Raw genomic sequence first — 21169 nt, forward strand, 5'->3', positions numbered from 1 at the left:
CAAAGGAACTATGAATCGACGCATGGCTTCCCGCAGCGTCTCGCTGACGAGCACCTTCCTGCTTCTGGCGGCGGGCGGCGCGGCGGCGTGCGACAACGACGACGATTACCAGGACGCGGGTTTCTACTGCGCCGACGCGAACGGCGTCGTCGTCGACGAGGATTACTGCGACGACGACCGTTCGTACGGCGGCAGCGCCATTCCCTTCTTCATCTGGTATTCGTCCGGATATCGGGCGGGATATCCGGTCGGCTACCGGCTGCCGTCCGGCGGTAACAAGTTCGCGTACAACGACAAGGCGGCCCGGCAGTCGTTCGGACTGCCGGCCACCGGCAAGATCGGCAACGGCACCGTGAAGACCAGCGTGGTCGGCAAGGGCGGCTCGGCCAAGGGCTCCTCGTCCAGCAAGTCGGGCGGCTGAGCGTGCGACGGGTTCCCTACGGGCCGGTCCGCGAGGGCTGGCAGCTCACCAACTTCAGCCTCGGCCTCACGTACAACGACACCGAGCTGCCGGACGGGACGATGATCTCGTACTGGCAGGAGGGCCCGTTCTACGACTTCACGGCGGCCGAGATCGAAGAGCTCGAGACGGCCACCACGACCCTGCACGCGATGTGCCTCGAGGCCGGCGACTGGATCGTCCGGCAGTGCCCGCGGCACACCGTGCAGGGCCGCAAGGAGGGCTACTTCGCCTCGGTCTGCAACCCCGAGACGTGCTTCCTGGCCAAGATCGGCGTGCCCGAGTTCGCCCACGAGCAGATCATCCGTACGTGGTTCGACGGCGACGCCGAGACGTGGACGCATTACGACAAAGACCCCGACATGCGTCTGCCGATGGAGACGCCGGACTACTCGCCGAGCATCTACGGCCGGTTCGACCTCTGGTACAACGGGGCCGGCAGCACGCCCAAGCTGCTCGAGTTCAACGCGCAGACGCCGACCGCGCTGGTCGAGAGCGCCGTCATCCAGTGGCACTGGATGGACCAGACCGGCGTCACCCAGCACGAGTGGCGGCAGTGGAACTCGATCCACGACCGCCTCGTCGGCTGGCCGGCCTCGCTCGACGAGCCGGCCGACCCGGGCGCCTGGCGCCGCAACATCGACAAGCTCCGCGAGGCCCGCACGTGGCTGCCGGAGAAACCGAAGATCTTCTTCGCGTACGAGACGTCCGAGACCTCCGGCGAGGACCGGATGAACGTGGCCTACCTGATGGCCACGGCCGAGGAGGCCGGATATCCGGTCGAGCTGATCGCGATGAGCCAGATCGGCTGGGACGTGGCCGGCGACCGGGTGGTCTTCGTGCCGTCACCGGGCCAGGAGCACAAGGCCGAGCCGATCGACATCATCTTCATGCTCTACCCGTGGGAGTGGTTCTGGACCGAGGAGGGCGGCAAGGCCTTCTTCCGCAACATGGCCGACCCGACCAAGCACGGCACGGTCTGGATCGAGCCGCCCTACACGGCCGCCCTGCTCGGCAACAAGGCGATCCTGCCGGTGCTGTGGAAGCTGTTCGGCGACGACCCCGAGCGCTCCAAATACCTGCTGCCGGCCTATTTCGCCGACTCCTCCAAGGCCAAGACGCTGACCAGCTACGCCAAGAAACCCGTCTGGGGCCGGGAGGGCGGTTCGGTCACGCTGGTGCGCGACGGGGCCACGATCAGCGAAAACCCTTCCGAGTACGGCGTGGACGGGCGCTACGTGGTGCAGCAGCTGTGCGAGCTGCCGTCGTTCGAGAGCCTGGAGGGCACGGTCCACCCGGTGATCGGCTCGTGGCTGATCGACGGGGAACCGGCGGGGATGGGCATCCGCGAAGGGCTCGGTGACGACGGCCTGGTCACGAAGGACCGCTGCTACTTCGTTCCCCACACCATCGAGTCGTCCCTTTAGGGGCGGTGACGCCAGATCCACCAGAGGCCGATGAACGGCAGGACGAGCGGGACATATCCGTAGCCGCTGCCGAAGTTCGACCAGACGGTGTCGTCCGGGAAATCACCGGCGTCGGCGATGCTCAGGGTGCCGACCGCGAGCACGCCGATCAGCTCGATGCTGCAACTGACCAGCGCGATCAGCCGTCCCCGGGCGCCGCCGATCGCGAGGCCCACGGTTGCCGAGATGTAGACCAGGCCGGCGAACGCCGACAGCAGGTACGCCAGCGGCGCCTCGCTGAAGTGGGTGGAGATCTGCACGAGAGCGCGGGCGCTGGCCGACAGCGCGAAGATGCCGTACACCAGCAACAGCACCCGGCCGAGGCCGGTGCCGAGGGCCGCGTCCTTGGGGCGCGCAGGAGTTTCAGGAGACACCGGTGGTCACCTCCGCGATCTGCTGCAGCCGCAGCACGAGAACAGGCAGCACCAGGCAGGCGACGCCGAGGATGAGACTGCCCCAGCGGGTCGGCTCCAGCCGGGCCAGATAGAACGCGACCGGCCCGAAGGCGACCGTGGTGACCAGGTAGCCCAAGAAGGTGGGCGTGTCGCTCGGCCGCGAGCCGTCGAACAGGCCGATCACGGCCACCACGACCAGCACGAGGACCAGGGCGCTGAGCGCGAGCGTGGCCCAGAGGTCGACGTTGCTCGGTGGGCGGTTGAGCGCCGCGCGCAGCAGGAACCACGCCGCCAGGACAAGAGCGGCGATGATCGTCGCCACCGACAGGGGACCGTTCACCGGCACAGACTACTGATCGAAGGTCGCCTGGTAGCTTGCGGCTGGACCATGAGAGAGGCAGGCGACTTCCGATGCGCTTCGGACTTTTCGGTACGGGACCTTGGGCACACCTGGCGCACGCGCCGGCGCTCGCCGAGCACGCGGACGTCGAGTTCGTGGGGGTGTGGGGGCGCAATCCCGACAAGGCGGCCTCGCTGGCGGCTGAGCACGGCGCCAAGGCGTACGCCGAAGTGGACGACCTGATCGGCGACGTCGACGCCGTGGCCGTCGCGCTGCCGCCGGACGTGCAGGCGCCGCTCGCCCTGCGCGCGGCCCAGGCCGGCAAGCACCTGGTGCTCGACAAGCCGGTGGCCTTCACCGTCGCCGAGGCTTCTTCCATCGTCGCCGCCGTGACCGAGAAGAACCTGGCGTCGCTGGTCTTCTTCACCCGCCGGTTGATGCCCTCGATCGAGCAGTTCGTCGCGGACGCGGCGGCCGACGGCGGCTGGGTCGAGGGCCGGATCGTCCACCTCGGCCGCATCTTCACCCCGGGCAACCCGTTCGGCGCGTCCCCGTGGCGGCAGGAGAGCGGCGGCCTGTGGGACGTCGGCCCGCACGCGCTGGCGCTGGCCATCGGCGTGCTCGGCCCGGTCACCGAGGTGACCGCGATGACCGGCGCCCCCGACATGACCCACCTGCTGGCGCGCCACGCGGGCGGCGCGATCAGCACGCTCACCCTGTCGCTGGACGCGCCGGAGGCGGCCGAGCGCGAGGAGGCGGTCTTCTCGGGCGAGGCCGGCGTACGCACGGTGCCGTCGGCCCCGTGGTCGCCGGTCGACGCCCTGAAGCACGGCCTCGACCTGCTCATCGCCGCCGCCGCGGGCGGGCCGGCGGTCGAGCTCGACGTCCGCTTCGGCGCCGGGGTGACCGCCGTCCTGGCCGCGGCTCAGGAGGCGGTCACCACGGGCCGCACGGTCACTGTCGACAGCGCCAGATGATCGGCTGGGCGGGCGTGGTGGTGTCGTCCACCGCGCCCTCCAGCTTCCCGGCCATCACCGTGGCGTCGTCGCTCACGGTGCTGACGTAATACCGGTCCCGCCCCGGGTGCCCGCCGGCCGGAACCGGCAGATCCAGCACGGCCCGCCCGACGAAGACCCGCGGGTCCTCGTCGCCGAGCGAATAGGGGTCACCGATCTGCGGCCCCTTCCACTCGCCGGCCAGCTCCTGCCACGTGCCGGTCTCGATGTGGTACCGCAGGCTCTCGACGTCGAGGCTGCCCCGGGTGCCGTAGATCCACCCGTTGCGGACGACCACCGAATGGAAAACGGTCGTGATCGGAGGCGAGGCGCCGGGCTGGGGCGCCTCAGCGGGGACGCCGTCGCGTCTCGGCGGGGCCTTGACATATCGGCCGCTGCCGTCAGACGACCAGATATAGCCGAAAGTGCCGACCGAGCCGATGACGCTGCCATCGTCGGTGACGCCGCTGATCGACACCATCAAGGGTGATACGCCCTTCGGGACGGTGAGCGGCTCGGGCCGGGCGCCGGCCGAGGCCCATCGCACGGGCCGGCGCTCCTGATCGGTCGTCCCGAGCAGCCCGGCGATGACCCCATCGTCATTGATCGCGTTCGCCTCGCCGCCGCCTCCCAGGAGGCGGCGGAACGTGCCGTCCTGATAGACGTAGGGCTCCACCTTCGAGGTGCCCACCACCGTGCCCGATCCGTTCACGCCCGCCACGTAGAACGACAGTCCCGGCGACAGGACGTCGGTGACGAGGACGCCGTCCCGCCAGATCAGCAGCGAGTTCCTCGTTTCCCGCCCCCAGTCCGACCCGGCGGCGAGCCAGGTGCCCGAGGCGTCACCGGCGGGCATGGCGGCGCTGCGGTGATTCCCGAGCGGCAGGCGGTCGACCGCGCACGCGGTCGGCAGCGGCGGGTCCGGTGGCAGCTTCGGGCGGGGCGGCTGCGCGGCCAGCACGCCGCCGACCGATGCCGCGGTGACGGCCGCGACGACGGCCGAACCGCCGGCCCACCAGCGGCGGTGGCGCATCCGGCGGCCGTCGCGCATGGCCTTCACGACGGAGACCTTCGAGGGCCCGGGCAGCTCCTCGGCCAGCGGCCGGAGCAGCAGATGGGCGCTGTAGTCCACTTCCTTCACAGGGCACCTCCCACGCGGTCGCCGAGGATTCTGCGCAGGGCGGTCAGCCCGTGCGACGTCTGGCTCTTGACCGTGCCCTCGGAGCAGTCGAGGATCCGGGCCACGTCGGCGACCGACTGGTCGCACAGAAATCGCAGCACCAGCACGGCCTGCTGGCGGGCCGGCACCCGGCGCAGCGCCGCGCGCAGCACGGTCCGCTCTTCGGTGGTCCCGCCCGGACGGGGTGGCGGTTCGGGTGGCGCGCCGCGCAGGCTGACCCGCCACCAGCCGCGGCGCTTCTCGTCGAGGAAGGCCCGCACGAGCATCGTGTGCACGTAGTTGTCCACATGCTCCACCCGCGAGATGCGCGGCCACTTCGCGTACAGCTTGGTGATGGTCTCCTGGACCAGGTCGTCGGCCTGGTCGCTGTCGCCGCTCAGCAGAAAGGCGATCCGCCGCAGAGCCGGCATCCGCCCGTGGACGTACTCGAGATATCCCGCGTCCGATTCGTCACTCATCCCCGCTCCCTGTGTCCACCAGTAGACGGGGATCGGAGCGAAGAGGTTGTAGCGGATTCACGATGATGCCAGCGACCTTAGCGGTCGCCGGCATCATTCGTTACGGGGTCAGGGGACGGTGCGCTCGATGGCGGCGGCGCCGTCGCGCTCCAGCTCCTGACGGGCCTTCTCGATGTTCTCGGGCGTCGGGTCCTTGCCCTCGGCCTCGGCCAGGTCCTCCGGGTCCCACGGCTGGTCGGCGCCGGTGCGGATCACCGGCTCCTCGCCGGGGGCCAGGAACTCCGGAGTGTCGGAGTCCTTGCCGCCGCCGGTGATGAACGCTTCCACCGCCACGTCGTCCTCGACGGCGTCGGCGACCTCCTGCGTCTCCTCCAGCGGCTGGCGAATCTCGTCGGTCATGATGTCCTCCCCAGGGGTGCTCAATCGGTTCTTACCCCGTTCCGCGACGCTCCGACCATGGGGCGGAATCGGACGATCATGCCGACGCCGGTCAAACTGAGCGCTAACTGGACAGGGCCTGCGCGTTACGGATGGACGCTTAGTAATTGGCCGAATACATTTTCGCCTTGGCGCCCGTTAGTGGACCGCCGGCGGGGGCATGCGCCGGTGGGACCCGATCCGGCGGGCCCGGTAAGGGGGAACGCGACGTGACCAGCCTGTCCGATGCCGAGCGGGACGCGTGTGACGTGATGCAGGCCCTGGCCGGTCTGGCGGCCCTGCTGCGCCGGACGGCGGCGGAGATACCCGCCCTCGACGCGGACGATCCCACGGCTGACGACGCGCGCCGCCTGCTGCTCGGCCTGGCCGAGGACGGCGGCCAGGCGGCGTCGCGCGTGGTGGCCTACCTGCGCGAACAGCGCGGAGCGGGCGACGGCGAGCTGGTGTCGGTACCGCCCCGTCTGGGCCCGTGGCGCGAGTGGTCGCCGCCGCGGGGTCACCTGTTCGGGGTAACCGCGACGACCCGCCGCGCCACCAACGAGGTCCCCCAGCCCCGCCGCAGCGACCCCGGCGAGTAACGCGCCCCGCGCCGCCCTGGGCCTCGCCCCGCCCCACCGCCCCGCGCCGCGCCGGCCTCCGCGAGCGCGGCCCCCGCAAGTGCGCTGTGCGCCGTACCCGCGTGTTTTGTGCCCGCGTGCGCTGTCATCCGCGTGGGAAGAGCCCGCGTGCGCGCCGTCACGTGTGCGCGCCCTCACTCGGGCGCGTGCGCGTGGTCAGGCGGGCGCGTGTGCGTGGGTCAGGCGGGCGCGTGTGCGCCAGTCGGGCGGGCGCGGGCGCGCAGTCGGGCGGGCTGCGGGCCGGCTCAGGAGCGCAACGTCTCCGACGGGGACTCGCCGAACTTGCCGCGGTAGGCCGAGGCGAAACGCCCCAGATGGGCGAATCCCCAGCGGTGGGCGACCGCGGCGACCGTCACTCGTAAGGGGTCGGCCATTCGCAGTGCCTCGCGGGCGCGGCCCAGCCGTACCTGTTGCAGGTAGGTCATCGGTGCCATGCCGACGTGGCGGCGGAAGCCGTCCTGGAGCGAGCGCACGCTCATGCCGGCTATCCGGGCCAGGTCGGTCACGGTGAACGGGCGCTCCGGCTCGCTCTGTATGGCCTCCACGACGCGCCGGATGGCGCGCGGCGGTCCCGGCGCGGCCGGCCCGGTCAGCTCCTGGTGGTAGCGGTGCGGCACGCTCAGCAGCAGGCCGCTGAGCACGGCGCTGCGCAGCTGCTCGGCGATCATCGGCTGGTAGAACAGGCTCTGCGAGAACTCGAGCTCGTCGCGCAGCAGGCGCACGAGCCGGCTCCAGCTGTGTCCCGGCCCGCTGGACAGGTCGATCTCGGGCGGCAGGTCGATGGGTCCCTCGATCGGGCGACCCAGCAGGCCGGAGAGTTCCTCCTCGAGGGCCTTGCGCTCGATCTTCACCGCGAGCTCGGCCGAGTGGGCCTCGCGCGAGGTGTAGACCGGGCTGCCGGGGCCGAAGACCACGCCGGTGGACGGCGTGGCGACGATCTCGTGGCCGGCGTGCCGCGCGTGCAGGCGCCCGCTGGTCGGCATGCTCACGTGGTACGCGTCGAGCTCGGCCACGAGCAGGGTCACGGCGGTCGCGAAACTGAGCTGGCCGACCGTCAGGGGTCCGAGTTGGATCAGCTCCATCCCCAGCGCGAACGTTCCCGCGCCGTCGGGCATGCCGACTGCCACGGGGTAGTAGAACCGATTTAGCAATGTACGTGCTTGATCGATGTCCACGCTGCTGAGATGGACGACGTCGGCCGCCCCGGATGACGCGTGGGCGGACCTCGGAAAGACCTCAGCCATGCCGAGATGAGCTCCATCGCATACGGTGAGTATTCGGCCCCGAAGCGTGGAACGTCAACGTTCCCGCCACGCGCTGACCGTTCCAGCACATTCAGGCCATATGAACTACTCTGGCGTTCCGCGCCTACGTGGCGTAACTTGCAGACCAGCGGATTGTTGTAGGAACGCGGTCGGAGAGCGGCACCGGTTGAGGTGCCCGACGACACCGGGACCACGGTTTTCTCCTCGGTCAGGGTGGTGCGTCCTTCGTGCGGCAAGTCGGCGTCGGCCCGCTCGACGCCAGGAAGAGGGCAGCCGTGTATCTGCCGATCACCACCCGCCAGTTGGCCGATGGAACCGTTGAGATCGCGCCGAGCGGGGAGATCGACCTGGACAACGCCCACGTGATGCGGGACGCCGTCAACGACGTGCTGACCAGCTCCACGCCGGGCAAGATCTGTCTTGACCTCCAGCGGGTCATGTTGATCGACAGCATCGGCATCGGCATCCTGGTCGCCTGCTTCCACACGGCCGCGGCCAGTGGGGTCAAGCTGGTGGTCAGCCACCCGAGCCCCACGGTCTACCGCCAGCTCTGGGTGTCCGGCCTGGTGGGGCTCCTCGGGTGCGCGGAGCCGCCCTCACCCCGTACGTCAGTGGGTCTCCGGCCTTCCTGATCTTGTTTGTTGCTTAGATCGAGCGCATGACCGTTCTGCGCTCGATCGCGCTCTTCCTGCTGGCCGCGCTGGCCGAGATCGGCGGTGCGTGGCTCGTCTGGCAGGGCGTCCGCGAGCATCGAGGGCTGCTGTTCGCCGGCGCGGGTGTGATCGCGCTCGGTGCGTACGGCTTCGTGGCGACCCTGCAGCCCGACGCGAACTTCGGGCGGATCCTCGCCGCGTACGGCGGCGTCTTCGTGGCCGGCTCGCTGGCCTGGGGGATGGTGGTGGACGGCTTCCGGCCCGACCGCTACGACGTGATCGGCGCGGCCGTGTGCCTCACCGGGGTGGCCGTCATCATGTACGCACCCCGGTGAGGCCCGGCGCTCTCAGTGCAGGGAGAGAGCGGCCGCTTCCTCCTGGGCGCGGCGCTCGTCACCGCTGAGGGTCGACAGCGGCTTCTCCTTGATGAAGACGACCGCGATGACCGCGAGGAACGCGATCGGGGCCGCGACCAGGAACAGGTCGGACGTCGCCGTGCCGTAGATGTCCTTGACCACGGCCAGCACCTGCGGCGGGAGCGTGCTGACGTCGGGCACCTCGGTGGAGCCGCCGGACGTCGCCGCCGCGCCGAACTTCTCGGTGAACAGCGAGGTCACACGGCTGGCCAGCACGGCGCCGAGCGCGCTGACACCGATGGCGCCGCCCATGCTGCGGAAGAAGGTCAGCGCGGAGGTGGCCGCGCCGAGCTCGGCCGCCGGCACGTCGTTCTGCGCGGCCAGCACCAGGTTCTGCATGAGCATGCCGACGCCGATGCCGAGCACCGCCATGTGCACCGAGAGCATGAGAACGCTCGTCCGGGCGTCGATGGCGCTCAGCAGCAGCATGCCGATGGTCATCACGATCGCGCCCACGACCAGGTACATCTTCCACTTGCCGAATTTCGTGATGAGCGCTCCGGCGACCGTCGAGGAGACCAGAAGACCGAAAATCATCGGCAGGCTCATGAGGCCGGCCACCGTCGGGGACTTACCGAGCGCGACCTGGAAGTACTGCGACAGGAAGACCGTGCCGCCGAACATGGCCACGCCGACGAGGACGCTGGCGACGATGGCCAGGGTGACCGTGCGGTTGCGGAAGATGCGCAGCGGCACCACCGGCTCCGGCGCCTTCGACTCGGCCCATACGGCCAGGGCCAGCAGCAGGACGCCACCCACGACGAAGATCGCGGTCTCCCACGACGCCCAGTCGAAGTGCTGACCGGCCAGCGTGGACCAGATCAGCAGCGTGCTGACGCCCGCCGTGATCAGCAGAGCGCCCAGCCAGTCGATCTTCACCTCGCGCCGCGACGACGGCAGGTGCAGAGTCTTCTGCAGCAGGAGGATGGCGGCGATCGAGAACGGCACGCCGATGAAGAAGCACCAGCGCCAGCCCAGCCACGACGTGTCCACCATGACGCCGCCGATCAGCGGGCCGGCGATGGTGGCGACACCGAAGACGGCGCCGAAGATGCCCGAATAGCGGCCCAGCTCGCGGGGCGGGATGATCGAGGCCATCACGATGGTGGCGAGCGCGGTCATACCGCCGGCACCGATGCCCTGCACGGCCCGGCTGACGATCAGGACGCCGACGTCCGGGGTGAAGCCGGCGATCAGTGAGCCGGCTACGAAAAGCAGCAGCGAGAGCTGGACCAGCAGCTTCTTGCTGTAGAGGTCGGCCAGCTTGCCCCAGAGCGGCACGGTGGCGGTCATCGCCAGCAGCTCGGTCGTGACGATCCAGGTGTAGACGGACTGGCTGCCGCCGAGGTCGGCGATGATCCGGGGCAGCGCGTTGGAGACGACGGTCGAGGCGAGGATCGCCACGAACATGCCGAGCATCAGGCCGGACAGGGCCTGCACGACTTCGCCGCGCGACATCCGCCCGCTGGTCTCGTCCTGGGTGGCTGTCATCGATTGCCTTTCTGTTTCTCGGGGTTCAGGTGCTCGGGTTGCAGGCCCCCGGCCAGGACGCCGAAGGCCTCGCGGACGAGTTCGAGGAGGTCGCCGGCGCCGTCGGTGTCGGCCCAGCGCATCATCGCGGCGCGCACGGCGGTGCCGGTGAGGGTGGCCGCGAGCAGCGGAAAGAAGTCATCGGCGGGCAGCCCGAGACGGGTCGCGATGGCCACCGCCGACTCCTGCTCGGCGACGGCGCCGCGGGAGACGAGGATCGGCAGCAGGGCCGGGTTGTCCTTGATGACGCGCATGCGCAGCAGCCACAGATCCCGGTCGGCCTGGAACTGCTCGATCTCGGGCGTGAGCGCGGCCAGAATGGCCGGAATGAGCGGCACCTCGACCGGCGTGGCGAGAAGCCGATCGCAGACGGAGGGCCCATCGGCGATCTGCTCCCCGATGATGGCGTCGTCCTTGGTCGCGAAGTAGTTGAAGAACGTCCGGGGCGACACATCGGCCGCCTCGCTGATCTCCTCCACGGTCACGTGGTCGAGCCCGCGCTCGTCGGCCAGGCGCAGGGCGGCACTCATCAGAGCCGACCTGGTCTGCTGCTTCTTACGATCCCGGCGATTGAGCACAGCCGCAGGCTAGGCGCGAAGTTGCAGTCCCTGCAAACTTTTAGTCTGTGCAGTAAGTCACGACAGTCGCAAGAATTCCGCACACCGGTCCCAGAAGCGCCCGGCAGCCGGACAGTCATAGTCCGGCAGATCCTCATCCACCCAGAGGTGCCCTACGCCCGGATAGCGGTAGACCTCGAAGACCGCCTCCGCTCGCGTCATGCTCTCGGTCCACTTCTCCACGGCGGCCGGCGGCACGAACTCGGCATCCGGATCAGCCACATGCAGTTGGGCCCGCAACCCCGGCCGTACGGAATCAATGGCCCCGGCCCCGGAGACCATGACCACCCCGGCCGTCCGCGGCCGCTCCGGAAGCAGCGCCTCGATCACGCCGACCCCCATCGAGAAACCCATCAAAACCGCCTCCGGCGGCAGCGTCCGTACGGCGTCACGGGCGCGCTCGACGATCCCGGCCCACCCCACCTTGTCCGCCAGCGCGAACCCGTCCGCCAGGTCGTCCGCCGCGGGCAGCCCATAGAGATCTGGCGCCACCACGTCATGCCCGGCGTGGCGGAGGCGCTCGGCCGCCCGCAGAACCGACTCCCGAAGCCCGTAAACCGAGTGAAAAACCGCAACCGACCCCATCCACCCATGGTCCCCGTTGTGGCACCCTCGCCCGATGGATCCGGAGAAGAAGCGGTATCTGGTGTGCCACGACTACGGCATGGGTGGTTCGTGGTGGTGGGTGTGGGCCGCTTCGCCCGAGGAGATCGTGGAGAGCGTCGCCGAGATCGAGGTGATCACCGACGAGGAGAGCATTCGCGAGAGCGGTCCCCTCGCCGACGAGGAGTTGCACCTGGACGCGCTGTCGGGGACCTCCTTGGCGGACCTGCGGGACCAGCGCACCGCGCACCGATCGGTGCCCGGGTACGGAGTGCTTGCGGGGCGGAAGCGGGTGTATCTGCGCGACGACGAGGAGGGAGTCGACTTCCTCGTGGAGGTGGGCCCGGACGGGCGCCGCCTGCGGGAGGTGGAGGTGTCACCGGAGGGCGTGTTCCGCCTGGCCGAGGACCTGCCCAATCCGCCGCGAGACCTCCGGGACCCTCGATACGTGCGGATGGAGATCAGCCATGCCGAGTTCGAGGCGGCGTGGGAGCGGTCCGTGCCCTACCCGGAGGACGAGGAGTAGGCCGCGGTCTCGGCAGGGGCGCCGGTACGGTGACCTGGATGGACAGTGGGCGGCTGCTTCAGTTCGTGCATCGGGACGGGATTCTTGATCTCGGGTGGGGGCATCCGCGGCCTGAGCTGCTGCCGGTGGAGGCGTGGGCGGTGGCCGGGGGTGCGGCGGCGCGGGAATTCGGGTGGCGGCAGCTTGCCTATGGGCGGGGTGTGGGGCCGGGGCCGCTGATCGACTGGCTGGCGGGCAGGGCGGATGCGGGGGCCGCCGCGGAGACCTTTGTTACCGGCGGGGCCTCGCATGGGCTGGCTCTTGCCGCTGAGGTGCTGACGCGGCCAGGAGATGTGGCTCTCGTCGACGCGCCCACCTATCACCTGGCGTTGCGGGTGCTCGCCGATCGAGGGCTCGAGCTTGTGCCGGCGCCGGCCGATGTCGACGGGGTGCTGCCGGATGCTCTGGGCGCGCGGCTGCGGGACCTGCGGGGGAGCGGGCGGCGGGTGCCGATTGTCTATCTCGTTCCCACCTTCGCCAATCCGACCGGGCGCAGTCTGCCGGGCGAGCGGCGGCGGGCTCTGGTGGAGCTCGCGCAGCGGAACGATCTCACCATTGTCGAGGACGACACCTATCGGGAGCTTTCGTACGCGGGGGTGGCGCCACCGTCTCTGTGGCGGATCGCCGGGGGAGCCGGTGTGGTGCGGCTCGGGTCCTTCTCCAAGGTGGTGGCGCCTGGCCTGCGGCTGGGGTGGATCAACGCGGCGCCGGAGGTCGTGGGGCGGCTGGCCGATCTGGGCTATGTGGACAGTGGTGGGGGCGTGAACCACTCCGTGGCGCTGACCATGGCGGTGTTCGGGGGGAGCGGCGCCTACGACCGGCACCTGGTGATGATCCGGGATCGGTATGCGGCGCAACGGGACGCGCTCGTGGGCGCCCTCGACGGGGTGGAGTCGCCGGACGGCGGCTGGTTCCTGTGGCTGCCCACGCCGGACGGGGTGCACGCGGACGATCTTCTGGTGGTGGCCGAGCGGCACGGGACGTCCTTCGTACCGGGGACCCGGTTTCATGTCGGTGGGCGGGGCGGCTCGGGGTTCGTACGGCTGAGTTTCTCGCACCTGCCGCCCCCGGACCTGATCGAAGCCGCCCGTCGTCTGAAGGCCGCCGCTATGACGACAGGAAGCTGACGGTCTCGTCGACGGCCTGGGTGACGTAGGGCTCGGCGTCGTACAGGTCGACGTGACGGTCCGTGTCGAGCCAGACGGTCTTGTCGGCGGCCATGGCCGTGGCCAGGTCGGGCGAGCAGTAGTCGTCCTTGCGGCCGTGGATGATCAGGCTGGGTGGGAGCAGAGGGCGTACGCCGAGAACGTCCAAGGTCATCAGGCTGTGCAGGGACCCACGGGTCACCCGGTTCGTCCAGTTCGCGGTGTGGGCCGAGTAGTAGGACCACGGCTCCTCGCCGGGCATGGCGGCGTCGCCGGTCTCCGCGACGGCCGGCAGGTATTCGTCGTAGCGGGCGATCATGTCGGCGAGGGCCGCGCGGTAGGAGGACGCCCCCATCCGGTCGGCGAACCACGCGGGGCTGTTGTACGCGCCCGCGATGCCGACCACGGCGGTGACGCGGGGATCGGTGGCGGCGGCCCGCATGGCGTAGCCGCCACCCAGGCAGATGCCGACCAGGGCGACACGGCGGGGCGCCAACAGGGAGACCGCGGCGCGCAGGTCGGCCAGTTTGCCCTGGCTGTCCTCGTGCTGGGGGCGGCCCTCGCTCTCGCCGAAGCCGCGGTGGTCGAAGGCCAGTGTGGTGAAGCCGGCGGCGGTCAGTCGTTCGGCGTACAGGCCCGTGACCTGCTCTTTGACTCCCGTGAAAGGTCCGGACAGGACGATCGCGCGGTCGGAGTCGGCGCGGCGCAGGATGCCGGAGAGGGCCAGGCCCTCGCTACTGATGATCACTCGTTCGGTCACGCCGTGACACTAGGCTGCGGACGTGGCAGATCGACAGAAGGCACTTCCGGGTGCCTATCATGCTGTGGTGCCGGACGTGCTCGAGGAGAGCTGCGTGACCCGGCAGGCGCTGGAGCGGCTGGCCGCGAAGTGGCGGGTGCTGCTGATCTATTCGCTGCTGGCGGGGCCGCGCCGGCCGGCCGAGTTACGGCGGCGGGTGCCGGGCATCACGCAGAAGATGTTGACCGAGACGCTGCGCGGCATGGAGGCGGACGGGCTGGTCGAGCGGCGGGTGCTGAAACAGGCCGCGCCGCAGCACGTCGAATACGAGCTCACGGCGCTCGGGCTCACGCTGGAGGAGCCGCTGGCCGCGATCTGCAAGTGGGCCTCGGTCAATCATTGAGCTGAGCCCGCTCTATCTCCACCAGGGCCGCGGTGAACACGGCCTTGGTCTCCCGGCCTTTCAGCAGCTCGGCCAGGAGCAGAGCCGCGTGGCGGGCCAGGACGTCCGGTTTCGGAGGCGGGGTGTCATCTTCCTCCAGTACGCCCAGAGCGCCCGCCAACAGGAGCAGGATGACGTGGGGATCGACGTCGGGTTGCCAGGCGGCGGCCGACCGGACGGTGCGCTCCAGCACATCGCGCACGGCGTCGCCGTCGAGGCCGTCGGGATGAGCGTCCTCCAGCAGCAGGCGGGTCGCCGTGCCGAGGACGAGGCCGTGGTCGAGCGCCGCCAGGTCGTCGACGGCCGCGGTCAGAGCGTCGCCGTCGTGGGCCTGGGCCGCGGCGACCGCCTCGGAGGCCGCGGCGGCGATGGGCCGGGCCGGAGCCGGAAGATGCCGCCAGTTCTGTTCCATGACCGGCACCATAGCGATGACCTCCGACAAAAAAGGAAGATGACCTCATGGCATCTCAGCTGCAGCAAGCGATGGCCGCGCGGGTCGAGCGCGGGGAGTTCCCGGGCCTGGTCGCCCTGGTCGCGCGGGGTGACGACGTGCTGGCCGAGGCGGTCGGGGTGACCGCGTTCGGCGGTGACACGCCGATGCGCCGCGACACGCCGTTCCGGATCGCCTCGATGACCAAGCCGGTGATGGCCGTGGCCACCCTGATGCTGGCCGAGGACGACGTGCTCGACCTCGAGGAGCCGGTCGCGAAGTTCCTGCCCGAGGTCGCCGGTCAGCGGGTGCTGGCCCGGCCCGACGGGCCGTTGAGCGAGACGGTCGCCGCCGAACGGCCGGTGACCGTGGAGGATCTGCTGACCTTCACCCTCGGCTTCGGCGCGGTCATCGACGGCGACCAGGTCGACCCGCCGTGGCCGATCGTCCGGGCCTGGCAGGAACTCGACCTGCAGATGCTGGGCATGTACCCGCGCATCCCGCACGAGCCGGACGAGTGGATCAAGCGGTTCGGATCGCTGCCGCTGATCACCCAGCCGGGGCATCGGTGGAACTACAACGCGGGCACGCTCGTGCTGAGCGTGCTGCTCGCCCGGGCCGCCGGCAAACCCCTCGGCGACCTGCTGCGGGAACGGATCTTCGAGCCGCTCGGCATGCGCAACACCGGCTTCTCGGTGCCGCTGCCCCTCGCCGCCGAGCTGCCCACGCAGTACGAGAACGGCGAGGTCCAGGAGATGGGCGACTGGAGCCGGCCGCCGGCGTTCCCGTCCGGGTCGGGCGGTCTGATCTCCACCGCCGACGACTACCTGGCCTTCGCCCGTTTGCTTCACAACAAGGGTGTACGGGGTGGCACGCGCCTGCTGTCGGAACAGTCGGTCGCCGCGATGACCACCAACCATCTGACGCCGGCCCAGATCGAGTCGGGTTCCTTCTTTCTCGGAGGCAGCGGATGGGGCTACGGTCTGGCCGTCACGGTCGAGGCGGACGAGGTCTCCGGTCCGGGGCGGTACGGATGGTCCGGCGGGTGCGGCACGACGTGGTTCAACGACCCTCACGAGGGCGTCACGCTGATCGTGCTGAGCCAGGTCTCGGACCTGCTGTGGAACGGGACCATCGGCGAGTTCGGCAAACTGGCGTACACCATCCGTCCTTGAAAGGGAGGCGCGATGACCAGTCTCGACGCGGTGACGGCGTGGGTCGGCAACTATCGCAAGGCCTGGGAGACCAACGATCCGCGGCACATCGGCGATCTGTTCACCGAGGACGCGGCGTACTTCACCGAGCCCTACGCCGAGCCGTGGCTGGGCCGCGACACGATCGTCGAGAAGTGGCTCGCGATCAAGGACGAGCCCGGCTCCACGACCTTCGAGTGGCATCCGCTGCTGGTCACCGAGGAACTCGCCATGATCGAGGCGACCACCACGTATCCGAACGACGTGTACAGCAACCTGTGGGTGCTGCGCCTGGACAATCTGGGGCAGGCCCGGCAGTTCACCGAGTGGTGGATGAAGCACCCGCGCTCCTAGGACAGGCCTCAGGCGGCCGCCACCGGCAGCAGGAGGCGCGAGCCGGCACAGTGGATCGTGTGCACCGACGGGGTCAGCGTGCGCGACTCGGCCGGTGTGCCGGGCATGCCGGGATTGCGGGCGTACCGGGGGAAAGAGCCGCCGGAGATCTGTAAGCGGAGGCGGTGGCCGGCTCGCAGGCGGTGGAAGCACGCGTCCATCGCCAGTGAGAGGTGGTGCACCTGTCCGGCGGGGACGGCCGGGTCGAGGCGGTGCAGGTGGTCGGAGAAGTTGCGGGAGCGGCCGTGGCTGTCGACGTCGCAGAGGCGCACGAAGACGTCGGCGTACGCGGGGTCGACGGCGATGGCCAGTTCGAGAGTGGGTGAGCCGATCACGTCGACCGCGGTCGGCAGCGGATCGGTGGTGAAGGTGACGACGTCGGGCCGCGACTCCAGCTTGCGGTTGTCCTTGACGCCCATCGAGCCGGTCAGCGTGCGCCCGCCGACGGTCGGCGTGGGGTGGGCCGGGTCGTAGCGGAAACTCACCGTGCCCTCCTCGGGCCCGACCCGCACGACACCGGGCACAGCCGGTACCGGCGCGGCGGATGAGGGCACGTCGGGCACGGGCTCGGCCGCCGGCGTGGCGGCGGCCGGGAGGGTGGTTGCGGGCGAGGCCGACAGCGTCAGGCGGCGCGTGGCGTGCAGCTGGAAGACCGCCGGGGTCGCGGGTGGCGGCCACGCGGGCAGCGTGTGCCAGCGGCGCTCGCCGGTGCGGTAGACGCGGACCGGGGAGCGGCGGGCCGGCGGGCCGCCCGCCAGATGCTGGTCGAGCCAGGCCAGGCCCTCGCGGGCCACGGTGGCGGCGCCCTGCAAGCCGAGCTCGAGGTGGGTCCACGGGCCGACCGTCAGGGCCACATCGACGCCGCGGGCGCGCAAGGACTCGTACTGGAAAAGGGTTTGGGTCAAGAAAAGATCTTGCCATCCACCGATCAGAAGCGTCGGCGTGGAAACGGTGGAGAGGGCGCCGCCGGCGCGATAGGGCTGCCACCACGGATCGTCGCCGTCGGGGTGCGAAAGCCATTCGCGATACCAGGGTGCGCGGCCGCGCAGAACCGGATCGGCGGCGTCGGGCATCGGCAGACCCGACAAAGCGGGGCGGAGCCGTCGCGGCGCGGAGGCGCCGTTGCGTACGCGGGAAAGCAATCCGCCGTCCTCCTGATGGGCGATCATGTCGCTCCAGCCGAGGAAATCGCCGACCGTGAAAGCGCCGGTGCCGAAGACGGCCTCGCGGAAATCATGCGGCCCGACGAGAACGATCGCGGCGCGCAACTCGGGCGGCGGATCCTGCATCAGCGCCCATTGCGCCCAGCCCAGATAGGACGCGCCCAGCGTGGCCAGCCGGCCGTCGAACCAGTGCTGTTTCCGCAGCCAGGCCACAGTGTCCTGTCCGTCGGAGGCTTCCTGCGCCATGGGACGGAAAGAGCCGCCGGAACCGAAAGTGCCCCGCACGCTCTGGATCACCACGTGGTAGCCGCGCGCGGCATAGAGCCGCCCCTCGAGGGCCGAGGACGGAAATCCGCGGCCGTACGGGGTGCGGATCAGCACCGTGCCTTTCGGCCGGGCGACCCGCGGCGCGAAATGGTCGGCGGCCAGCGTGACGCCGTCGCGCATGGGCACGCGCGCGGCGGCCACGGAGTAGTCGTTGGCTGCGGGCGCGACCCGCAACAATCGGCCGAGAGCCGCGTCCGCGAAACGAAAAGCCATGATCAATTCCTCCCCGGTGCCCTCGAAACAATAAGCCAAATGCGAATGTGAATGCCATTCGAGTGGGCTTCGGATGTGCGATTTTCCGGCGGGACGGGCACACTGCCACGGTGGAGGTTCGGGAAACGCTCGGCGGCCGATACAAATTGCTCGGCGAACTCGGCAGCGGCGGCATGGCGGTGGTGTGGCGCGCCCGCGACGAGGTGCTCGGGCGCCGGGTCGCGGTGAAGGTGCTGGCCGCCCGTTTCGCGGGCGACCCGCAGTCGCGCGCCCGCATCCGCGACGAGGCCCGCGCCGCGGCGACCCTCTCCCACCCCAACATCGCGCAGGTCTACGACTTCGGCGAGGCTTCGGAGACGGGCACACCGTTGCCGTACGTGGTGATGGAACTCATCAACGGCCCCACACTTCAGCAGAGAGTGGCGTCCGGCCCGCTGCCGCCACGCAAGGTCTTCCGCATTTGCGGCGAGGTGGCGGCCGCCTTGGCCGCGGCCCACGCGGACGGACTGGTCCACCGCGACATCAAAATGGCCAACATCATGGTCACGCCGTCCGGCGCCAAGGTGGTCGATTTCGGCATCGCGGCGGCGGTAGGGCTCGAGCCCGAGGAGATGCTGGTGGGGACGCCGGCGTACCTGGCGCCGGAGCGTCTGGCGGGCGCGGCGGTGGAGCCGGCCTCCGATGTGTACGCGCTGGGGGTGCTCCTTTACCGGCTGCTCGCGCACGAGTCCCCGTGGAGCGTCGAGAGCACGACGCAGATGCTGCGGGCCCACGTCTACGTCGAGCCGGCACCCCTGCCCGAACTGCCCGGGGTGCCGCCCGGGGTGGCCGATCTGATTACGCGCTGTCTCCGCAAGGACCCTACGGAGCGTCCAACGGCGAGCGAGGTCTCGGTCACCTTGGCCGACGCGGCCGAGGCTTTCGCGGTACGCGATGAAGCACGCGAAACACCCACAAGAATCCCGAGCCCGGCATCGCCGGCGGACGACGCCCGCGCCGACTCGACGCCACCACCGATGGCCGCGCCCAGCGGCGGGGCCGGCACGGCCGGGAACCGTCGCCGAGGCAGCGGGGCTTCGGACGCCGGCTCGGTTGGCGGGCAGGCAGCCTCGGACAGCGGCGGCGCGGGTTCGGCTCTCGGGCGGGGACGCGGGGGCTCGGCCGGCGGGCGGGCGGGCGCGGGTGCCGGAGGCGCGGCCGGTGGACGTGCGGGTTCGGGTGCTGGTGGCGCGGCCGGCGGGAGTGGGGGTTGGGGCGCTGAGGGCTCGGCGGATGTGTGGGCGGGCGCGGGTGCCGGAGGCTCGGCCGGTGGACGTGCTGGCGCGGGTGGCGAAGGTTCGGCCGGTGGGCGTGCGGGTTCGGGGGTCGAGGGCGCGGCTTCGGGCGGCCGGTCGGTCCGGCGAGCTGGTGATGGCCCCGTCGGGTATGACCGTGGGCGGGCCGCGGCGGTCACGCGGGTCCAGCCGGGCGAGAGCGCGGTGCGCGGGCGTGCGGCAGGGGGCGGGCTCCGACGCGTACCGCTGAAAGAGCGCAAGTGGCTCATGGCGGGCGGCGCCGCGGCGGCCTTGACCGTCGCCGGGCTGGCGGCCTGGGGTCTCGCCGGCGACGAGAGGGGCGAGCGGCGGCAGCAGGCCGTCGTCGCGCCGACCTCGCCCGGGCCCGCGGCGAGCCGGGGATTGGGGTCGCCGACCACGCGCGCCACCCAAGCGGCCCAGGCACCGATCGTCACCCCGCCGGCGGGACAGAGCGCGACCGTCGCCAGTGGACCACCACCCTCCGTAGGACCATCGCAGATGCCGATCGTGCCCTCTGACAGCCTGGCGCCCACACCCAGTGATACGGCCGAGGCGCCTCCGCCGGCCTCGGCCGCGCCGCCCGAGGGCAAGCGGATCGGCTCGGCGGGCGGGTCGGTCCACGCGGTGTGCGAGCAGGGGAAGGCCCGGCTGACGAGCTGGGAGCCGGCGCCCGGCTACACGGCGAAGGAGGTCGAGGCGGGCCCGGCGTTCACCGCGCGAATCCTTTTCGCCACGGCGGACACCGAGGTCGAGGCTGGTAAGCCGGCTAAGAAATACCGCATCACCGTCACCTGCGTCGCCGGCCAGCCGACTCCGGTGGTGCTGCCGCTTTAGAGCGGCGTCACCTGCGTCGCCAGGCCAGCCGACACCGTGGTGCTGCCGCTCTAGAGCGCGGCCGCCAGGAGGACGTCGGCCGCCGACGTGCGGCTGTTGAGGACGGCCCTGCCCTGGCGGTGCGTGGTGACCAGACCGGCGGCACGGAGCGTGCTCAAATGCTGTGACACCCCACCCGCTGTGATGCCCGTTCGCTGGGCCAACTCGGTCGTCGACAGTGGCGCCGACAACGCGGTCAGGATCCGGGCGCGCCCGCGGCCCAGCACCGCGCTCAACGCGTCCGAGGGCCCGGCCGGCCGCTCCCACAGGGTGGCCACGCCGCGAGCCGGGTACGCGATCTGCGGGATCTCGCCGGCCGAGACCGTGAGGACCGCCGGCCACACGAACACGGACGGAATCAGGACCAGACCACTGCCGGCCGGCACGTCCGGCGCCAGGCAATGCGGCTGATCGACCCGGAGCACCCCGTCGGCCCAGCTCACGCTCGGATGCAGGTCGTTCAGGACGACGTCGGCACCCTCCGACGCCAGCCGCCGGGCCTGGCGCTGCACCTCGGCGTCGAGCAGGCCGCGCCTCCGTGGCCAGTCCGGTTTGACTGCTGTGGACCAATATTCCGCGATCTCGTCGGCCAGCCGGGCCAGGCCACCGACCGGATCATCGTGGAGGGCGCGCACCGGCGACGCCATCAGCGACACCTGCGCCCGTACAGCCGAAGGGTCTGTCTCGATCAATCCGGCCAGCTCACGGTCGAGGTCGGGCGAAAGCCCGGCCGGCGCCGGCGTCAGAAAATCGGGCGTGTAGCCACCCGTCGGCGCCACCAGCCGCCCCAGCAGACCTCCCGGCGACAAACCAAGATCTTTGTTCCGTCGTACGCCGGCGAGCACCTCCCACAAGCAAGAGACGGCAAAGCGGACACGCGTCGCCGAGACCGCCGACAGGGCGATGGAGACCAATTCCGACTCCGTGGTTTTAGCTGGGACTCAAACCTTACGGCTCC

At 70.6% G+C, this 21169-nt stretch carries 25 protein-coding genes; 12 read left to right on the top strand and 13 right to left on the bottom strand.

The window, feature by feature from the left end; genetic code table 11:
* Positions 1-10 precede the first annotated feature (10 nt).
* The gene (locus tag CRP55_RS04315; RefSeq protein ID WP_097318095.1) at positions 11-421 is read left to right on the top strand and encodes a hypothetical protein; all 411 of its coding nucleotides are present in this window, start codon (positions 11-13) and stop codon (positions 419-421) included.
* Positions 422-423: 2 nt separating this feature from the next.
* Positions 424-1887, top strand: a complete 1464-nt coding sequence (locus CRP55_RS04320; RefSeq protein ID WP_097318096.1) for a glutathionylspermidine synthase family protein — start codon at positions 424-426, stop codon at positions 1885-1887.
* Here the strand turns inward: CRP55_RS04320 and CRP55_RS04325 are convergent.
* Together CRP55_RS04325 and CRP55_RS04330 are read right to left on the bottom strand one after the other, a co-directional pair.
* Positions 1884-2300, bottom strand: a complete 417-nt coding sequence (locus CRP55_RS04325; RefSeq protein ID WP_097318097.1) for a hypothetical protein — start codon at positions 2298-2300, stop codon at positions 1884-1886. The genes CRP55_RS04320 and CRP55_RS04325 overlap by 4 nt on opposite strands.
* Positions 2290-2661 carry a hypothetical protein gene (locus tag CRP55_RS04330; protein ID WP_097318736.1) on the bottom strand — a complete coding sequence of 124 codons (372 nt, stop codon included), beginning with the start codon at positions 2659-2661 and terminating at the stop codon, positions 2290-2292. The genes CRP55_RS04325 and CRP55_RS04330 overlap by 11 nt, the downstream gene beginning before the upstream one ends.
* Positions 2662-2732: 71 nt before the next feature.
* On the opposite strand from CRP55_RS04330, the gene CRP55_RS04335 reads away from it, so the two are divergent.
* The gene (locus CRP55_RS04335; RefSeq protein ID WP_097318098.1) at positions 2733-3638 is read left to right on the top strand and encodes a Gfo/Idh/MocA family protein; all 906 of its coding nucleotides are present in this window, start codon (positions 2733-2735) and stop codon (positions 3636-3638) included.
* On the opposite strand, the gene CRP55_RS04340 is transcribed toward CRP55_RS04335, so the two are convergent.
* The 3 genes from CRP55_RS04340 to CRP55_RS04350 form a co-directional block, all read right to left on the bottom strand.
* A complete protein-coding gene (locus CRP55_RS04340; protein ID WP_143234399.1) occupies positions 3616-4797 on the bottom strand; it encodes a hypothetical protein in 1182 nt (393 codons plus the stop codon). The genes CRP55_RS04335 and CRP55_RS04340 overlap by 23 nt on opposite strands.
* A complete protein-coding gene (locus tag CRP55_RS04345; protein ID WP_097318100.1) occupies positions 4794-5294 on the bottom strand; it encodes a SigE family RNA polymerase sigma factor in 501 nt (166 codons plus the stop codon). Before CRP55_RS04345 ends, CRP55_RS04340 begins: the two co-directional genes overlap by 4 nt.
* A 108-nt stretch (positions 5295-5402) precedes the next feature.
* Complete coding sequence (locus tag CRP55_RS04350) at positions 5403-5693, bottom strand: hypothetical protein (RefSeq protein WP_097318101.1); 291 nt, start codon at positions 5691-5693, stop codon at positions 5403-5405.
* Positions 5694-5941: 248 nt separating this feature from the next.
* Here CRP55_RS04350 and CRP55_RS04355 point away from each other — a divergent pair, with 248 nt between their 5' ends.
* The gene (locus CRP55_RS04355) at positions 5942-6310 is read left to right on the top strand and encodes a hypothetical protein (RefSeq protein ID WP_245922770.1); all 369 of its coding nucleotides are present in this window, start codon (positions 5942-5944) and stop codon (positions 6308-6310) included.
* Positions 6311-6594: 284 nt separating this feature from the next.
* Here the strand turns inward: CRP55_RS04355 and CRP55_RS04360 are convergent, their stop codons facing one another.
* Positions 6595-7593: an AraC family transcriptional regulator gene (locus CRP55_RS04360; RefSeq protein ID WP_097318102.1), complete on the bottom strand. Its 999-nt coding sequence runs from the start codon at positions 7591-7593 to the stop codon at positions 6595-6597.
* Positions 7594-7889: 296 nt separating this feature from the next.
* Here CRP55_RS04360 and CRP55_RS04365 point away from each other — a divergent pair, with 296 nt between their 5' ends.
* Together CRP55_RS04365 and CRP55_RS04370 are read left to right on the top strand one after the other, a co-directional pair.
* Positions 7890-8246, top strand: a complete 357-nt coding sequence (locus CRP55_RS04365; protein ID WP_097318103.1) for an STAS domain-containing protein — start codon at positions 7890-7892, stop codon at positions 8244-8246.
* Between the two features lie 26 nt (positions 8247-8272).
* Positions 8273-8602 carry a YnfA family protein gene (locus CRP55_RS04370; RefSeq protein WP_097318104.1) on the top strand — a complete coding sequence of 110 codons (330 nt, stop codon included), beginning with the start codon at positions 8273-8275 and terminating at the stop codon, positions 8600-8602.
* Between the two features lie 12 nt (positions 8603-8614).
* Here the strand turns inward: CRP55_RS04370 and CRP55_RS04375 are convergent, their stop codons facing one another.
* The 3 genes from CRP55_RS04375 to CRP55_RS04385 are packed head-to-tail and all read right to left on the bottom strand — an operon-like array spanning position 8615 to position 11415.
* Positions 8615-10174 carry an MDR family MFS transporter gene (locus tag CRP55_RS04375; RefSeq protein ID WP_097318105.1) on the bottom strand — a complete coding sequence of 520 codons (1560 nt, stop codon included), beginning with the start codon at positions 10172-10174 and terminating at the stop codon, positions 8615-8617.
* Complete coding sequence (locus tag CRP55_RS04380; RefSeq protein ID WP_245922771.1) at positions 10171-10791, bottom strand: TetR/AcrR family transcriptional regulator; 621 nt, start codon at positions 10789-10791, stop codon at positions 10171-10173. Before CRP55_RS04380 ends, CRP55_RS04375 begins: the two co-directional genes overlap by 4 nt.
* A gap of 57 nt (positions 10792-10848) precedes the next feature.
* Positions 10849-11415, bottom strand: a complete 567-nt coding sequence (locus tag CRP55_RS04385) for a dienelactone hydrolase family protein (protein ID WP_097318107.1) — start codon at positions 11413-11415, stop codon at positions 10849-10851.
* 34 nt (positions 11416-11449) lie between these two features.
* Here CRP55_RS04385 and CRP55_RS04390 point away from each other — a divergent pair, with 34 nt between their 5' ends.
* Entirely contained in the window at positions 11450-11959 is a 510-nt protein-coding gene (locus tag CRP55_RS04390) for a hypothetical protein (protein WP_097318108.1), read from the top strand.
* A 38-nt stretch (positions 11960-11997) separates the two neighbouring features.
* Positions 11998-13125, top strand: a complete 1128-nt coding sequence (locus CRP55_RS04395) for an aminotransferase-like domain-containing protein (RefSeq protein WP_143234401.1) — start codon at positions 11998-12000, stop codon at positions 13123-13125.
* Here CRP55_RS04395 and CRP55_RS04400 read toward each other — a convergent pair.
* Positions 13106-13903 (bottom strand): alpha/beta hydrolase, encoded by a 798-nt coding sequence (locus CRP55_RS04400; protein WP_097318110.1) that lies wholly within the window; start codon positions 13901-13903, stop codon positions 13106-13108. The genes CRP55_RS04395 and CRP55_RS04400 overlap by 20 nt on opposite strands.
* 67 nt (positions 13904-13970) lie before the next feature.
* Between CRP55_RS04400 and CRP55_RS04405 the strand changes: the two genes are divergently transcribed.
* The gene (locus CRP55_RS04405) at positions 13971-14285 is read left to right on the top strand and encodes a winged helix-turn-helix transcriptional regulator (RefSeq protein ID WP_245922772.1); all 315 of its coding nucleotides are present in this window, start codon (positions 13971-13973) and stop codon (positions 14283-14285) included.
* On the opposite strand, the gene CRP55_RS04410 is transcribed toward CRP55_RS04405, so the two are convergent.
* Positions 14275-14736 carry a hypothetical protein gene (locus tag CRP55_RS04410; protein WP_097318738.1) on the bottom strand — a complete coding sequence of 154 codons (462 nt, stop codon included), beginning with the start codon at positions 14734-14736 and terminating at the stop codon, positions 14275-14277. The genes CRP55_RS04405 and CRP55_RS04410 overlap by 11 nt on opposite strands.
* Before the next feature lie 47 nt (positions 14737-14783).
* On the opposite strand from CRP55_RS04410, the gene CRP55_RS04415 reads away from it, so the two are divergent.
* Together CRP55_RS04415 and CRP55_RS04420 are read left to right on the top strand one after the other, a co-directional pair.
* Positions 14784-15929, top strand: coding sequence for a serine hydrolase domain-containing protein (locus CRP55_RS04415; RefSeq protein ID WP_097318112.1), 1146 nt, complete (start codon positions 14784-14786; stop codon positions 15927-15929).
* Positions 15930-15941: 12 nt separating this feature from the next.
* Complete coding sequence (locus CRP55_RS04420; RefSeq protein WP_097318113.1) at positions 15942-16301, top strand: nuclear transport factor 2 family protein; 360 nt, start codon at positions 15942-15944, stop codon at positions 16299-16301.
* Positions 16302-16309: 8 nt separating this feature from the next.
* Here the strand turns inward: CRP55_RS04420 and CRP55_RS04425 are convergent, their stop codons facing one another.
* A complete protein-coding gene (locus tag CRP55_RS04425; protein WP_097318114.1) occupies positions 16310-18043 on the bottom strand; it encodes a CocE/NonD family hydrolase in 1734 nt (577 codons plus the stop codon).
* 110 nt (positions 18044-18153) lie between these two features.
* Here CRP55_RS04425 and CRP55_RS54340 point away from each other — a divergent pair, with 110 nt between their 5' ends.
* Positions 18154-20172, top strand: coding sequence for a serine/threonine-protein kinase (locus CRP55_RS54340; RefSeq protein WP_245922773.1), 2019 nt, complete (start codon positions 18154-18156; stop codon positions 20170-20172).
* A gap of 50 nt (positions 20173-20222) precedes the next feature.
* Here CRP55_RS54340 and CRP55_RS04435 read toward each other — a convergent pair whose 3' ends face one another.
* Positions 20223-21020, bottom strand: a complete 798-nt coding sequence (locus CRP55_RS04435; protein WP_245922774.1) for an ArsR/SmtB family transcription factor — start codon at positions 21018-21020, stop codon at positions 20223-20225.
* Positions 21021-21169: the final 149 nt, after the last annotated feature.

Source organism: Paractinoplanes atraurantiacus (assembly GCF_900215205.1).
In the GTDB taxonomy this organism is placed as follows: domain Bacteria; phylum Actinomycetota; class Actinomycetes; order Mycobacteriales; family Micromonosporaceae; genus Actinoplanes; species Actinoplanes atraurantiacus.